Raw genomic sequence first — 14786 nt, forward strand, 5'->3', positions numbered from 1 at the left:
ATGTATGAGGTTGTAGGTGTGTCAGCTGACGAGCGGTATCAGCGAGAAGCGTGCCAGCGCCGTCGCCGAAGGGCGCTTCAGGCGCTGCGGTGGAGGCGGGGGACGGTCCTGTTGCGGGCACGACGACGTGGAAACCCGCATCGGGAAAGCTTCCCGATGTTGCGTTGCAACAAAAGACTGTGGCCCCGATGCGGGAGATCGTCGCGGATCGGGCGTACGACGACGCGACGTCCGGATGGCCGGAATGTGGAAGGTCGTGACCGAAAATGAAGCACTGCAAACACATCCATCGCACCGGACTGGTGCGATGGATGTGTTGCAGATCGACGTCAGGCCTCGATCAGGCCGTTGCGAAGTGCAATCAGCGTCAGTTCGGCCTGGTTGGATGCGCCGAGTTTCTGCTTCACGTTGTAAAGATGGGTACCGACGGTGGACGTCAACAGATGCAGGGTTTCGGCGATCTGGTTCACCGACTGCCCGCGGGCGAGGTGGATGAACACCTCGAACTCACGCTCCGACAGCGCCTCGACCGGATTCTGCGTGCCGGTCACGTCCTGCATCGCCAGCTTCTGCGCGATTTCGGCGTCCAGATACATGCGGCCGGCGGCCACCGTGCGCACCGCGTCGATCAGCGCCTCCGGCGCGCCGCGCTTCGACAGGTAACCGGTGGCGCCCGCCTTCAGCACCCGTTTCGGATGCGCCGTGTCCTCGTGCGCCGACAGCGCCAGGATGCGCACGCCCTTGTCGCGTGCGGTCAGTCGCCGCACGGCCTCGATGCCGCCCATGCCGGGCATCGACAGGTCCATCACGATCACGTCCGGCTTCAGTTCGGTGTAGCGCTGGTAGGCCACTTCGCCGCTGTCTGCCTCGCCGATCACCTCGATGTCCTCGCAGGCGGCGAGCAGCAGCTTGAATCCCATGCGGACGACCGCGTGGTCGTCCACCAGCATGACCTTGATCGGTCCCATTGTTGTTCTCCCCCTCAATCCATCGGCAGTCGCGCGAACACCCGGGTACCCCCACCGTCGCGCGGCTGCAGTTCAAGTTCGCCGCCGAGTGCCTGCGCGCGCTCGCGCATGCCGCGTACGCCGTGGTGTCCGCGCTTCTGTGCCCAGCCCTTTTCCAGACCGGTGCCATCGTCCTCGACCGACAGCTCCAGCGACCGTTCCGACCCGTGCAGCGAAATCATGATTTTCCGGGCGTGCGCGTGCTTGAGTGCATTGGTCACCGCCTCCTGCACGATGCGATAGGCGGCCAGCTTGAAGGAGTCACCCGGCGCCTCCGGCAGGTCATGCATCTGCAGTTCGAACTGCATGTCCGGATGGTGGCGCCGCCACTCCGACACCAGATCTTCCAGCGCATCCTCCAGCCCGAGATTGTCCAGCGCCAGCGGTCGCAGCTTCGGGATGATGCTGTGCATCACGTCGTAGAGGTGATTGGCCGTCTCGACGATCAGGTTGGCCGCCTCCGCACTGCGCGGATCGGACTGTGCGTCGCGTCGCGCGATCGACAGGCCCATGCTCTTGATCGCGGTGACCGCCTGGCCCATTTCGTCGTGCAGCTCGCGCGCGATGTCGCGTCGCTCCTCCTCGATGCGACTCTGGATGAACTGCGTCAGTTCGCGGTTCTCTTCCAGATTGCTGCGCGCTTCGAGCGCTTCCTGCCGGGCATTCATGTTGTCCTCGATGGCCTGTGCCATCCGGTTGAAGGCCAGGGCCATCGATCGGGCTTCCTTGCCGGGCAGCGGCGGCAGCCGCGTGTGATAGTCGCCGGCACGCATGTGTTCGAGCCCGCGCACGATAGTGTTGAACGGACGGGTCTCGCGGCCGACCAGCCAGAACACGATGCCGTTGCCCAGCAGCAGCGCGATCGATCCGGCGATCAGCAGCTGCACCGCCTCGTCCCAGCCGTCGAGAATGGCGCGCGAAGCGTCAGCCTCGACCACCAGTCGCGCGCCGTCGTTCAGCGTGATTTCCTGGCGTGGCCGCTTGGGCAGTATCGCGTTCGAGTACCACTCGGGTGCGTCGCGGCCGGCCTTGTAAGGCGAGGGCGGCGAGGTGTAGAGCTTCACGCCGCTGCTGTCGACCAGATGGATTTCGGTGGCGCGCACGCGACCGAGCCGGTACAGGAAATCGACCAGCGCCGGCGAACCCATGTTGGCGTAGACCAGCGCCACGCGCGACAGCAACTGGGTGGCCACCCGGTTCGCCGCCTCGATTTCTTCGCCGACGGCGCGCCGCGTGCCCATCAGTTCCATCGTCAGCATGGTGCTGGTGAAGGTCAGGATGACGGCGGCGATCAGCAGGTTCAGCTTCAGTCTGAGACTCACGACGGTTCTCCCGGCCAGGCGTCGAAATGTCCGTCCCGCGCGTGCGCGGCCAGCGCCGATCCGAGCAGCCTGAGGCTCGCCGGATGGAAGGGGTCGTGGCCGGCGCCCTGTGCCCAGGCCAGCCGGCTGCCCGCCAGCGTGCGGTGGGCACGCCAGGCGTTCTGCGGCCGGCAGATCAGGTCGTTGGTGCCGTGCACTAAGGCGACCGGCAGCCCGTGCAGACGGGCGATCGCGTCCATCACCTTCGCTTCGCCGATGAAGCAGCGGTGCGCCAGATAGTGCGACTGCACGCGGTAGCGCGCACGCAGCAGCGGCCACTCGTCCGCGCTCGGCTCGGCCGGCACGGTGCGTTCCGGCCACGCACCGAGTGCGTGTTCCCAGGCGCGCCAGGCCAGTACGGCGCGGTCGATGCGCGCGTTGTCGCCGGACGAGAACACGCGGTCGAGCCAGACGACGACACGGCTGCGCCAACGCGCCGGGACGACCTGCATGAACTGCTCGTGCGCTTCGGGCGCCAGCGTCGCAGCGCCATGGAAGAAGCTGTCGATGTCTTGGCGTCCGCCGAGGAAGAGGCCGCGCAGCAGCACGCCACTGCAGGCCTCACGGTGGCGCGCGGCATAGGTCGCCGCCAGCGTCGCGCCCCAGGAGCCGCCGAATACCAGCCAGTGCTCGATGCCCAGGTGGCGGCGCAGCGCCTCGATGTCGGCGATCAGCGCATCGCTGTGGTTGTGCGCGGTATCGCCCAGCGGCGTGCTGCGGCCGCAGCCGCGCTGGTCGAACAGCACGGCGCGGTACACCGCCGGATCGAAGAAGCGGCGCTGGCGTGGCGAGCAGCCTGAGCCCGGGCCACCGTGCAGATACAGTGCCGGCTTGCCCTGCGGGTTGCCGCACTGTTCGTAATAGACGCGATGGCCCTGACCGACGTCGAGCCAGCCGTGATCGAAGGGTTCCATCGGTGCATGCAGCATGGGGTGGGGCAGGGTGTGGGTGCGGGGCGCTGATGGTAGCCCATGCGTGGGCGAGACACATGCTGCGCCGGCGCATGGGAGCCATGGGACAATGGCGGAATGAACGAAAGGAACCACCGGGTCGAGATCCTGGGACAGGTCTTCACCCGCGACGATGTCGTCGAACGCATGCTGGCGCTGCGCCGCAACCGCGGCCGCACGCTTGAACCGTCGGCCGGTAACGGCGCATTCGCGTCGCGCATTCCGGGCTGCGTGGCCATCGAGATCGATCCGACGGTGGCGCCGGCCGGCGCGCAGGTGATGGATTTCTTCGCCTACCCGGTCGACGAGCAATTCGACACCGTGATCGGCAATCCGCCCTATGTGCGGCACCAGGACATCCAGGCGGACACGCGGGCGCAGCTGCGCAGCGATCTGTTCGACCGCCGCAGCAACCTCTATCTCTTCTTCATCGAGAAGTGCGTGCGTCATCTGAAACCGGGTGGCGAACTGATTTTCATCGTGCCGCGCGATTTCATCAAGCTGACCGCCGCGCGCCGGCTGAATGACTGGCTGTTCGCCCAAGGCAGCATCACCGACTTCATCGAGACCGGCGACAGCCGCGTGTTCGGCCCCTATGTGCCGAACTGCGCGGTATTCCGTTTTGAGAAGGGGCGCATGGACCGGCGCATGAGCGACGGCCGGCGCTTCCACTGCGAACGCGGCCAGCTCATGTTCCTGCGAGGCGATTACGGCGTGCCGCTGGCTTCGCTGTTCGACGTGCGGGTCGGCGCCGTGTCCGGGGCGGACGACATCTTCGTGCACCCGCAGGGCAATGTGGAGTTCGTCTGTTCCAGCACGGTCAACACCGGCCGCACGCGGCGCGCCTTCTTCGATGTGCGCAACGACTGGCTGGAGCAGCACAAGCCGCGGCTGCTGGCACGGCGCGTGCGCGAGTTCGGCGAGCACAACTGGTGGCAGTGGGGGCGTCTGCACCACCGCTCGGGGGGCCCGCGCATCTACGTGAATGGCAAGACGCGCAAGCCGCGCCCCTTCTTCCTGCACGACTGCACGCACTACGACGGCTCGGTGCTGGCGCTGTTCGCCCGACCCGAAGTGGCGGATCTGGCACGCGCCGCCGAGCTGCTCAACGACGCCGTGGACTGGCAGGAACTGGGTTTCGTCTGCGACGGCCGCTTCCTGTTCTCGCAGCGCAGCCTGCAGACCTGCATGCTGCCCGACGTGTTCGAAACGCTGCGCTCAAGAAAATCCTGAGTCGTCTTTCCAGAGTGGCACGAGGTGGGCCGTACCGGACCGGCGCAGTATTCGATCCATGCACTGCATTTCGCAGTGAGCCAACGAACCACCATCAGGAGACTGCCATGAACTGGGAAACCCCGAAGGCCACCGACCTGCGTTTCGGCTTCGAAATCACCATGTACGTCGCCAACCGCTGATCCTCAGCGTTTGAGCAAACAGAAAAGCGGGCATTGCCCGCTTTTTTGTTTTGTACGCCCGGTTTCTGTCAGCCGCCCGCGGGGCGGGGACGAGTGGCGCGCCAGCACAGCAGCGAGCCCGTCGTCACCAGTGCTGCGCCCAGCCAGAACGGCGCCGTCAGCGCCGTGCCCAACCAGAGCGCCGCGAACACGGTTGACAGCAGCGGTGTCGCATACGAGGCGGTCGTCAGCAGAGGCATGTCGCCGCCCAGCATGCCGACATTCCACAGCGCGTAGCCTATGCCCAGTGCCGCGCCGGCGGCGACCACTTCGAACCAGACCTGTGCTGACGCTGCCGGCAGCGGCGACGACTGCGCGGCGGCGAATGCCCACAGCGTCGCCGCGGTTGCCGAAAAGAACAGCGTGATGCCGTTGTAGCCCCGCGCGAAGCGCCGGGTGACATTGCAGTACAGCCCCCACAGCACAGCGCCGGTGAAGGCCAGCAGGTAGACCAGCGGATTCGACGCCACGCCGGCCGCCAGCGAGGACAGCGACAGTTCGCGGCTTCCTCCCATCACCTGGATGACGCCGGCCAGGCAAAGTGCCAGGCCCGGCGCGATCCACGGGCGCAGCCGCTGGCCGTTCATCGGTACCGCGAGCAGGATGGTGAAGCAGGGCCACAGATAGTTGATGATGCCCAGCTCCATCGCCTGCACGTCGCTCGTCGCCAGCCCCAGCGCCTGCGACAGGCAGAGCTCGTAGGCGACGAACAGAGCACCCCCCAGCAGCAGGTAGCCCGGTCGGGCGGTGTGCAGCGGCGCCGGGCGGAAAAGCAGCCAGAGGAAGACAGCGCCGGCGGTGTAGATCGCCGCCGCGCCGACGATTGGGCCGAGCGCGCTGCTGACGCTGCGCACCATGCCGATCATCGTGCTCCAAAGCAGAATGGCAGCCAGGCCGCAGAGGGTGGCCGTTGACGAGACCGGGCGGGCAGGCATGAGCGTTGGGGAAACGAGAGGCGGAAGGTCGGCCGGATGCTATCAAATGAAAACAAAGTTACCTATAGGTAAACTTTTCGCCATCGACGATTGAACCTGAGCGCCTGCCCACGGGCGGGCGTCAGCCGCCCTGAGCGTTGCGCCACTGCCGTGGCGACAGTCCGGTCTGCGCCTTGAAGGCGCGTGACAGCGCCGCCTCGCCGGCATAGCCCACGTCGTCGGCGATCAGCTTCAGCGCGCGGCCCTGGCGCAAGGCGCGTTGCGCGATGCCGATGCGCCAGCGCTGCAGGTAGGCGCCGGGCGTGCAGCCCACGGTGTCGCGGAACGCGTTGGCGAACACGCTGCGCGACATGCCGGCGCGCTCGGCCAGCGTGTCCAGCGTCCATTCCTGCGCCGGGCTCTCGTGCATGGCCACCAGTGCCAAACGCAGGCGAGGGTGCGACAACCCGGCCAGCATGCCGGCGCCGGTCTGGCCGCCTTCCATCAGGTGCCGCAGCACCTGCACCAGCACCACCTCGAACAGGCGGTCGAGCACCGCCTGCCGGCCGCAGTACTCGTGCGACGCCTCGTCGAACAGCAGGTCGAGCACCGGCTTCGCACCGAGGATGTCGTCCAGCGCCAGGCAGCTGAAGTCGGGCAGCGCCGACGCGATCGGATTGGCCGCACCGCCGGAGAAGTGCAGCCGTGCGCAGGCGAAGTCGGCACCACGCTCGGCATCGGTGACGAAGCGGTAGGGCGTCGGTCGCGGAAACAGCAGCAGGCTGGGCCGGGTCACGTGCTCGATGCCGGCGGGATGGTGGATGGCCACCTCGCCGGCGCGCACGAGATGCATGCGGCCGCTGTCGCCGGCGTCCAGTTCGGTGATGCCGCACAGCGCACCGGTGTTGAACACGCGGGCGCTGACCGAGAAATGCTCCAGCAGGGCTTCGAGGCGGTCAACCATGGCCTGGATACTCAAAGGTAAGTTTTCAGGATTATACGTTGCGTATGGTCTTGCCAATCGGCGCAAAGTTCGTCCTGCCAACAGGCACTGACGCAAACCTCACTCACTGCACAGGAGTTCATCATGTCGATCGAAAAGGTTCTCTACACCGCCCAGGCCACTGCAACCGGTGGCCGCGAAGGCCGCGCCGCGTCGTCCGACGGCGTGCTCGATGTCCAGCTGTTGACGCCGAAGGAACTGGGCGGCGCCGGCGGCCCCGGCACCAATCCCGAACAGCTGTTCGCCGCCGGCTACTCGGCCTGCTTCCTCGGCGCGCTGAAGTTCGTCGCCGGCCAGAACAAGGTCGCGCTGCCCGCCGACACGCAGATCACCGGTCGCGTCGGCATCGGCGCCATCCCGACCGGATTCGGCATCGAGGTCGAACTGACCATCGCCGTGCCGGGCCTGCCGCGCGAACAGGTCGAGTCGCTGGTCGAGAAGGCGCACATCGTGTGCCCGTACTCGAACGCCACCCGCGGAAACATCGACGTCACCCTGGTCATCGCCGACTGAGTCATCGGCCTGACGGATAGCCACCGTCCCCAACCCGTTACTTCAAAGGAATCCATCATGAATGCAGTCCGCCGCACCCTCGCCCTGTCCGTACTTGCCGCCGCGCTTGCCGCACCGACCTTCGCCGCCGAAGCGGCCAAGCCCGTCGCCCGTCAGTCTGTCGCGGTCAAGAAGACCGAAAACTACGTCACCACGCGTGACGGCGTGCAGATCTACTACAAGGACTGGGGCCCGAAGAACGGCCAGGTCGTCGTCTTCAGCCACGGCTGGCCGCTCAGTTCCGACAGCTGGGAAGCACAGATGCTCTTCCTCGCGTCGCAGGGCTACCGTGTGGTGGCGCATGACCGGCGCGGCCATGGCCGTTCGTCGCAGCCGTGGGACGGCAACGACATGGACCACTACGCCGACGACCTCGCCGCGGTGATCCAGGCGCTCGATCTGAAGGGCGCCACGCTGGTCGGCTTCTCCACCGGTGGCGGCGAGGTGGCGCGCTACATCGGCCGTCACGGCACCAGCCGGGTGAAGAAGGCGGTGCTCGTGAGTGCGGTGCCGCCGCTGATGCTGCAGACCGCCGACAATCCGGGCGGCCTGCCGATCGAGGTGTTCGACGGCCTCCGCAAGGCGTCGATCGAAAACCGCTCGCAGCTCTATCTGGACATCGCGTCGGGTCCGTTCTACGGCTACAACCGGCCCGGTGCCAAGCCGTCGCAGGGGCTGATCCAGTCCTTCTGGGCGCAGGGCATGCAGGCGGGGCACAAGAACACCTACGACTCGATCGCGGCGTTCTCGGCCACCGACTTCCGCGCCGACCTGAAGAAGTTCGACGTGCCGACGCTGGTGATCCACGGCGACGACGACCAGATCGTGCCGCTCGACCTGTCGGGCAAGGCATCGGCCGCGCTGGTCCGCAACGCCGAACTGATCGTCTATCCGGGTGCGCCGCACGGCATCACCGACACGCACAAGGACAAACTGAACCAGGACCTGCTGGACTTCCTGCGCAAGTAAGGCAGAACGCAACCCGGTCCCGCGCAGCGGGCCGGGTTGTGTCTTTCAGTGATGGACGAACAGCAGCAGCGACAGATAGATCAGGTAGGCGCTGACGAAAAGTCCGCCTTCAGTGCGCGACACCCGGCGCTCGCTGCGGAACACCGGCAGGCACACGATAGCCACCAGTGCGGCCAGCGGCAGGTCGATGCGCAGCACGTCGCTGCCGACCTCGATGCCATGTGGCGCGATGGTCATGGTCAGGCCGAGGATGACCAGGATGTTGTAAATGCTGCTGCCGATCAGGTTGCCGATCGCCACATCGCGGTCGTTCTTCAGCGTCAACAGCACGGTGGTCGCAAGCTCGGGCGCCGAGGTGCCGATGGCGACGATGGTGAGTCCGATGAAGGCGTCCGACACGCCGTAGGTGCGCGCGATGCTCGACGCGCCATTCACCAGCAGGTCGGCTCCGAACAGCGTGAGCGCCATGCCGGCCAGCAGCAGTGCCGAATTCCACGCCATGAACAGCCGCGCCGAACGCAGCGTCGCGGGCATCACGTCGGCCACCTCGCGCGCGAACTCGCGTTGCATCGCCGCGCTTTCCTCGCGGCTGAGCCGCACCAGCGCCGCCGTGTACAGCACCGCGCCGATCAGCAGCACCACACCCTCGCTGCGGTCCAGCCGCCCGTCCCAGGCCATCGCGATCAGCGCCAGCGCGGCGGCGATCATCACCGGCACGTCGAGCCGCACGCTGAGCATGCGCGTCGGCAGCGGTCGCATCAGCGCGCTCAGGCCGAGGATGAACAGGATGTTCAGGATGTTGGTGCCGGCGATATTGCCGACCGCCAGCGGCCCCTTGTCTTCGGCGACCGCGGCGATGCCGACCGCCAGTTCGGGCACGCTGGTGCCGACCGACACCACGGTGAGCCCGATCAGTATCGGCGGCACACGCAGCCGCACCGCCACACGCGACGCGCCGCGCAGCACCATTTCGGCGCCGGCCAGCACGATCACCAGCCCGGCAACGAAAACGAGGGCCGGGTGCAGCGTCAGCCCGGCGGTCAGACGAAGTCCTCGCCCGGCATCGCTGGAATCTCGGTCGGCCCGCGGCGGTCAATCACCACCAGCACGTCGCAGTCGGCCTCCGACAGCACATGCTTGGTCACGCTGCCGAGCAGCAGTTCTTCGGTCACGTGCGTACCGTGCTTGCCCATCGCGATCAGGTCGCAGTTGCGCTGCGACTGAACGTCCAGGATGTGGCGCGACGCGTTGCCGTGCTCGACCATCACCGTGTACAGGCTGCGCTCCAGCCCGGCGCGCTCGGCCAGCTCGTGCAGCAGGCGCAGCGAGCGCTCGCGTGCCTCCATCCGGTAGCCGTTGATCAGGTCCTGAGAAATGCCGGCGTACTGCAGCATGCCTTCGAACGGCACGTCGAAACTGTGCAGCAGCAGCAGATCGGCCTCGGGCGCCACGTGGCGCGCCATGCGGATGGCGGCCAGCGAACCCGGCGAGAAGTTGACCGGCACCAGTACGCGCCGGTACGGTGCGGTGCAGGGCTTCTTCACCACCAGCACCGGACTGCTGCTCTTGCGCAGCAGGCGCGATGCGGTGGAGCCAAGGAACAGCCGACTCAGCACGCTCTCGCCACGAGCACCGACGATGACCAGATCGGCCTGCACCGATGCGGCATAGGCCGGCAGGAACTGCGTCGCCAGCCCGGCTTCGACCTTCAGTTCAGCCACCACGCCGCGATTGTGCAGGGTGTCGCCGGCGATCGCGGCGAGTGCGTCGTACTGGTGCTGCACCGCCTTCTCGGCGACGATTTCGGCTTGCTCGCCGAGCAGGTTGCGTAGCGGTCCGAGGGCGTCGAGGCCCAGTGCATGTACCAGCGTGTAGTGCGCGCCGCTGCGGCTGGCCAGTTCGAAGCCGCGGTTGACCGCGTCGAGCGAGGCGGGCGACAGATCGGTCGCGGCGATGATGCGTTGAAGATCCGGCATGCGCAGTCTCCCGAAAGATGTGTGCCGGCTCACAGCCGGGCGACGCGGAGGTGACGAAGGACGGCTTTCTCGATTTCGACCGCGAGGAACACGACGGCGCCGAGACCGACAATGACCGTCCAGGACGAAAGCGGCAGCGCGGCGCTCCTGAACACATGCTGCATCGGCGCCGCATACGTGAACAGCAGCTGCAGCACGATCAGGATGGCGCTGACCAGCAGCGCCACGCGGTTGCCGCTCAGGGTTTCGAGGCGGAAGGCGTGGCGGGTGAATTGGCGCACGTTGAACAGGTAGAACAGTTCGCACACGACGATCATGTTCACCGCGGCGGTGCGCGCCAGTTCGATGCTGCTGCCGCGCGCCAGCTCCCAGTTGAACACGGTAAAAGTGGTCGCCACCATCAGCGCGATGACGAACAGGATGCGCAGGCCCAGCGCGCGGGTGACGATGGGCTCCTGGGGCGGGCGCGGCGCATGCGACATCACGTTCTGCTCGGCCGGCTCGAAGGCGAGCGACAGCGCCAGCGTGACCGAAGTGACCATATTCACCCACAGGATCTGGCCGGCGGTCACCGGCAGCGGCAGGCCGCCGAAGATGGCCAGCAGGATGATGCCGGCCTGGCCGCCATTGGTCGGCAGCATGTGCATCAGCGACTTCTTGATGTTGTCGAACACGACGCGGCCTTCGCGCACCGCACGCGCGATGGTGGCGAAGTTGTCGTCGGTAAGCACCAGGTCCGAGGCTTCGCGCGCCGCGTCCGTGCCCTTGTCGCCCATCGCCACGCCGATGTCGGCCGATTTCAGCGCCGGCGCATCGTTGACGCCGTCGCCGGTCATCGCCAACAGGTGGCCTTCCGCCTGCAGCGCCTCGATCAGCCGCAGCTTGTGCTCCGGGCTGGCGCGGGCGATCACGTCGGTGTCCAGCGCGCGCTGGCGCAGCGCGGCGGCGTCCAGCGTGCCGATGACGTCGCCGTTCAGCGTGCGATCGGCCTTCAGCCCGAGCTGGCGTCCGATGGCGGCGGCGGTGACCGCGTGGTCGCCGGTGATCATCTTCACCCGTATGCCCGCTTCGCGGCACTGTGCCACCGCGGCGATCGCCTCTTCGCGCGGCGGGTCGATGATGCCGACCAGACCGATCAGTTCGAAGCGGGTGTCGATGTCCTGCAATTCGACCGAATTCCGCTCGCCGGGGAAGGGCGCCTGCGCCAGCGCCAGCACGCGCTCGCCCGCACCACCGGCGCGCGCGATCGCCGCCGTCCAGCAGTCGTGGTCGAGCGGCGCGCCGCCGTATTGCGTCGCGCACAGCGCCAGCACCCGCTCCGGCGCGCCCTTCAGCAGCAGGAAAGCGTGGCCCGCGTGGCCCGCGTGGTCGCGGTGCAGCGTGCACATGAACTGGCGCTCCGACTCGAACGGGATGGCGTCAACGCGCGGGAAGTGCTGCGCCTCGTCCTGCGGGTCCAAGCCGGCCTTGTGGGCGAAGGCGACCAGCGCACCTTCGGTCGGATCGCCGATCAGCGTCCAGCCGGCGTCGCCGTCGTGGCGGATCTGCGCGTCGTTGCACAGCAGCGCGCAGCGGGCCGCTGCAGCCAGTTCGGGCACGTCGCCGGGCGTGATCGGCTGACCGTCGCCGTGGAAGCCGCCTTCCGGCGCGTAGCCGCTGCCGCTGACCGCGATCTCGCGGTCGGCGAGCAGCAGTCGCACCACCGTCATTTCATTGCGGGTCAGCGTGCCGGTCTTGTCGGTGCAGATGACGGTGACCGAACCCAGCGTCTCGACCGCCGGCAGCCGGCGCACGATGGCTTTCTTGCGCGCCATCGTGCGGGTGCCGATGGCGAGCACGATGGTGACCACTGCCGGCATGCCCTCGGGGATGGCCGCGACGGCGAGGCCGACCACGGCGAGAAAGAGGTCGAACGCCGGCATCTGTATGACGAAGTGGCCGTAAAGCACCGTCAGCGTGGCGACGATCAGGATGAAGCCGGTGATCTGGCGGGCGAACTGGTCGAGCCGGCGGGTGAGCGGCGTGGCCAGCGTCGCCACTTCGCCGACCAGCGTGCCGATGCGGCCGATCTCGGTGCCGATCCCGGTCGCCACCACGATGCCGCGCGCCTGGCCGAGCGCGACCAGCGTGCCGCAGTAGCACATCGAACGGCGGTCGCCGATGGCCGCCGCTTCCGCGACGGCGGCGCTGTCCTTGTCGATCGGTGCCGATTCCCCGGTCAGCGCGGCTTCGGTCACGCGAAGGTTCTTCGCGTGCAGCAGGCGCAGGTCGGCCGGCACCTTGTCGCCGGATTCAAGCAGCACGATGTCGCCCGGCACCAGATCGGCGGCGTCAACCTGATGGCGCTCGCCGTCGCGCAGCACAGTGGCGCGCGCGGCGAGCATGCCGCGCACCGCGTCGAGCGCGCGCTCGGCCTTGCCTTCCTGGATGTGGCCGATCAGCGCGTTGATCAACACCACGCCGAAGATGACGGCCGAATCGACGTGGCCGCCCAGCGCCAGCGTTACCGCGCCGGCCACCAGCAACACATAGATCAGCGGGTTGTGGAACTGCTGCAGGAAGCGCAGCCAGGGCGGGCGCTTTGGCGCCTCGGGCAGTCGGTTCGGGCCATGCTTCACGAGGCGCGCGGCCGCTTCGGCGCGGCCGAGGCCCGACTGCGCCTGCACATCGAACAGCGCCGGCAGCTCGTCTGCGGGCAATGCGTGCCAGGCCGCGGTGCCGGTGGTGGGATCGGTGTGTGGAGTGTTCATCAGGGACGTCAGTGATGCGGCCAGCTGGCGCCGCCGGGCGCGCCGCGCCCGAAATGCCGCACGACGTGCTCAGCCATGCCGCGCGCAAGTTCGTTCTCGCCAAGGAACACCGTGCCCAGGCTCTCGCGCTCGAGCAGCTCGGCCTCTTCCTCGTTGTGGGTGCGCAGCACGACGGCGATCCCCGGGTTCAGCGTGCGTGCGATCTCGACCATCTTTCGCACGTTCACCGTTTCCGGAATCGCGATCACCAGCATTGCGGCCTTGGCGATATGCGCCTGGATCAGCACCTCCGGCGTCTGCGCGTCGCCGAACACCGCCGGCACGCCCTCCCGCCGCAGCTGGTCAACGCGCTCGCGGTTCTGTTCGGCGACCACGCAGGGAATGTGCTGTTCGCGCAGCGCGTCGGCGATGCGCCGGCCGACCCGGCCGTAGCCGACCAGCACCACCTGTTGGTGCAGCAGCCGTGCGTCGGTGGTCATCGGCAGCGCCGCCAGCGGGTCGTCGCGCTGTTCCAGCCGGCGGGCCAGCGACGAGCGCGCGATGGCCCAGGCGCGGAAGGGCTCGATGGCGGAGAACAGCGCGGCGTTGGCGGCGATCGAGATCAGCGCGCCGGCCAGCACCAGACTCTGCCCCTCGGCCGGCATCAGCCCGAGGTTCACGCCCAGCCCGGCGAGGATGAAGGAGAACTCACCGATCTGCGCCAGGCTGGCGCCCACCGTCAGCGCGGTATTCAGCGGATAGCGGAAAGCGAGCACCAGCAGCACCGCGGCGATGGTCTTGCCCACCATGATGATGGCCACCACCAGCAGCAGCTTCAGCGGTTGCGTCCAGATCACCGCCGGGTCGAACAGCATGCCCACCGACACGAAGAACAGCACGGCGAAGGCGTCGCGCAGCGGCAGCGACTCGTCGGCGGCGCGGTGGCTGAACTCCGATTCGCGCATCATCATGCCGGCGAAGAAGGCGCCCAGCGCGAAGGACACGTCGAACAGCGCGGCCGCGCCGAAGGCCACGCCGACGGCGATGGCCACCACGCTCAGCGTGAACAGTTCCTGCGATCCGGTGCGTGCCACCCACCACAGCAGGCGCGGCAGCACGCGGCGGCCGACCACCAGCATGAGCACGATGAAGGCGATCACCTTGGCCAGCGTGATCGCCATCGCCAGGCCAAGTTCGCGGCCCGATGCGGCGACGGCATCGCCCGACAGCACGCCGGCCAGCGCCGGCAGCAGCACCAGCACCAGCACCATCACCAGATCCTCGACCACCAGCCAGCCGACCGCGATCTGGCCGTTGATCGACTTCAGCAGTCCCTTGGCTTCGAGCGCGCGCAGCAGCACCACGGTGCTGGCCACCGACAGGCACAGGCCGAACACGATGGCGGCGCCGATATCCCAGCCCCACATCGTCGTGATCGCCATGCCCAGCAGCGTGGCGACCGCGATCTGCACCACTGCGCCCGGCACCGCGATGCGCTTGACCGCCATCAGGTCGTCGAGCGAGAAGTGCAGACCGACGCCGAACATCAGCAGCATCACACCGATCTCGGCCAGCTGGCTGGCCAGTCCGATGTCGGCGACGAAGCCCGGTGTGGTCGGACTGATCACGATGCCTGCCATCAGGTAGCCGACCAGCGGCGGCATGCGCAGGCGTACCGCGATCAGGCCGAAGATCATGGCGAGGCCGAAACCGGCCGCGATGGTGGCGATGAGGGTGATGTCGTGTGGCATGGCGCGTTCTGGTTATGGTTCGGCAGGCATGCAGCGCGCATGGCGAACTGAAGCGCGACGGCCTGCCGGTGAAGACACCGACAGCGCTCAGTCTGACGGATGCATCCTTAGTGTGCTCAG

At 67.6% G+C, this 14786-nt stretch carries 13 protein-coding genes; 4 read left to right on the top strand and 9 right to left on the bottom strand.

Annotation, left to right across the window (positions count from 1 at the left end; genetic code table 11):
• Positions 1–329 precede the first annotated feature (329 nt).
• The 3 genes from ACQ66H_RS09100 to pip are packed head-to-tail and all read right to left on the bottom strand — an operon-like array spanning position 330 to position 3282.
• Positions 330–968 carry a response regulator gene (locus ACQ66H_RS09100; protein ID WP_430433741.1) on the bottom strand — a complete coding sequence of 213 codons (639 nt, stop codon included), beginning with the start codon at positions 966–968 and terminating at the stop codon, positions 330–332.
• A 14-nt stretch (positions 969–982) separates the two neighbouring features.
• Positions 983–2329, bottom strand: coding sequence for an ATP-binding protein (locus ACQ66H_RS09105; protein ID WP_430433742.1), 1347 nt, complete (start codon positions 2327–2329; stop codon positions 983–985).
• Positions 2326–3282, bottom strand: a complete 957-nt coding sequence (pip, locus tag ACQ66H_RS09110; RefSeq protein ID WP_430433743.1) for a prolyl aminopeptidase — start codon at positions 3280–3282, stop codon at positions 2326–2328. The genes ACQ66H_RS09105 and pip overlap by 4 nt, the downstream gene beginning before the upstream one ends.
• A 114-nt stretch (positions 3283–3396) precedes the next feature.
• Between pip and ACQ66H_RS09115 the strand changes: the two genes are divergently transcribed.
• Together ACQ66H_RS09115 and pqqA are read left to right on the top strand one after the other, a co-directional pair.
• Entirely contained in the window at positions 3397–4551 is a 1155-nt protein-coding gene (locus ACQ66H_RS09115; protein ID WP_430433744.1) for an Eco57I restriction-modification methylase domain-containing protein, read from the top strand.
• A 107-nt stretch (positions 4552–4658) separates the two neighbouring features.
• On the top strand, positions 4659–4733 hold the full coding sequence (gene pqqA / locus ACQ66H_RS09120) for a pyrroloquinoline quinone precursor peptide PqqA (protein ID WP_008060153.1): 75 nt from the start codon (positions 4659–4661) through the stop codon (positions 4731–4733).
• A 68-nt stretch (positions 4734–4801) separates the two neighbouring features.
• On the opposite strand, the gene yddG is transcribed toward pqqA, so the two are convergent.
• Positions 4802–5707: an aromatic amino acid DMT transporter YddG gene (gene yddG, locus ACQ66H_RS09125; protein ID WP_430433745.1), complete on the bottom strand. Its 906-nt coding sequence runs from the start codon at positions 5705–5707 to the stop codon at positions 4802–4804.
• 121 nt (positions 5708–5828) lie between these two features.
• Entirely contained in the window at positions 5829–6665 is an 837-nt protein-coding gene (locus ACQ66H_RS09130; RefSeq protein WP_430433746.1) for a cupin domain-containing protein, read from the bottom strand.
• A gap of 108 nt (positions 6666–6773) precedes the next feature.
• Here ACQ66H_RS09130 and ACQ66H_RS09135 point away from each other — a divergent pair, with 108 nt between their 5' ends.
• Complete coding sequence (locus ACQ66H_RS09135; RefSeq protein ID WP_430433747.1) at positions 6774–7202, top strand: organic hydroperoxide resistance protein; 429 nt, start codon at positions 6774–6776, stop codon at positions 7200–7202.
• Between the two features lie 57 nt (positions 7203–7259).
• Positions 7260–8210 (top strand): alpha/beta fold hydrolase, encoded by a 951-nt coding sequence (locus tag ACQ66H_RS09140; protein ID WP_430433748.1) that lies wholly within the window; start codon positions 7260–7262, stop codon positions 8208–8210.
• A gap of 45 nt (positions 8211–8255) precedes the next feature.
• Here the strand turns inward: ACQ66H_RS09140 and ACQ66H_RS09145 are convergent, their stop codons facing one another.
• From ACQ66H_RS09145 to ybaL, 4 genes are read right to left on the bottom strand one after another with little or no spacing between them, the layout of a single operon-like run.
• Positions 8256–9203, bottom strand: coding sequence for a calcium/sodium antiporter (locus tag ACQ66H_RS09145; RefSeq protein ID WP_430433749.1), 948 nt, complete (start codon positions 9201–9203; stop codon positions 8256–8258).
• 47 nt (positions 9204–9250) lie between these two features.
• Positions 9251–10186, bottom strand: a complete 936-nt coding sequence (locus ACQ66H_RS09150) for a universal stress protein (RefSeq protein WP_430433750.1) — start codon at positions 10184–10186, stop codon at positions 9251–9253.
• Positions 10187–10215: 29 nt separating this feature from the next.
• A complete protein-coding gene (locus ACQ66H_RS09155) occupies positions 10216–12936 on the bottom strand; it encodes an HAD-IC family P-type ATPase (protein ID WP_430433751.1) in 2721 nt (906 codons plus the stop codon).
• A gap of 8 nt (positions 12937–12944) precedes the next feature.
• Positions 12945–14666: a YbaL family putative K(+) efflux transporter gene (ybaL, locus tag ACQ66H_RS09160; protein ID WP_430433752.1), complete on the bottom strand. Its 1722-nt coding sequence runs from the start codon at positions 14664–14666 to the stop codon at positions 12945–12947.
• Positions 14667–14786 lie beyond the last annotated feature (120 nt).

Origin of the sequence: Methyloversatilis sp. (genome assembly GCF_965284615.1) — a bacterium.
Classification (GTDB): Bacteria; Pseudomonadota; Gammaproteobacteria; order Burkholderiales; family Rhodocyclaceae; genus Methyloversatilis.

What these genes read in the sequence shown, in the direction of transcription:
- ACQ66H_RS09155 (WP_430433751.1), bottom strand. Translation starts at nt 12,936, where the DNA reads ATGAACACTCCACACACCGATCCCACCACCGGCACCGCGGCCTGGCAC.
- ACQ66H_RS09115 (WP_430433744.1), top strand. Translation starts at nt 3,397, where the DNA reads ATGAACGAAAGGAACCACCGGGTCGAGATCCTGGGACAGGTCTTCACC.
- ACQ66H_RS09150 (WP_430433750.1), bottom strand. Translation starts at nt 10,186, where the DNA reads ATGCCGGATCTTCAACGCATCATCGCCGCGACCGATCTGTCGCCCGCC.
- ACQ66H_RS09140 (WP_430433748.1), top strand. Translation starts at nt 7,260, where the DNA reads ATGAATGCAGTCCGCCGCACCCTCGCCCTGTCCGTACTTGCCGCCGCG.
- pip (WP_430433743.1), bottom strand. Translation starts at nt 3,282, where the DNA reads ATGGAACCCTTCGATCACGGCTGGCTCGACGTCGGTCAGGGCCATCGC.
- ACQ66H_RS09100 (WP_430433741.1), bottom strand. Translation starts at nt 968, where the DNA reads ATGGGACCGATCAAGGTCATGCTGGTGGACGACCACGCGGTCGTCCGC.
- ACQ66H_RS09135 (WP_430433747.1), top strand. Translation starts at nt 6,774, where the DNA reads ATGTCGATCGAAAAGGTTCTCTACACCGCCCAGGCCACTGCAACCGGT.
- ybaL (WP_430433752.1), bottom strand. Translation starts at nt 14,666, where the DNA reads ATGCCACACGACATCACCCTCATCGCCACCATCGCGGCCGGTTTCGGC.
- yddG (WP_430433745.1), bottom strand. Translation starts at nt 5,707, where the DNA reads ATGCCTGCCCGCCCGGTCTCGTCAACGGCCACCCTCTGCGGCCTGGCT.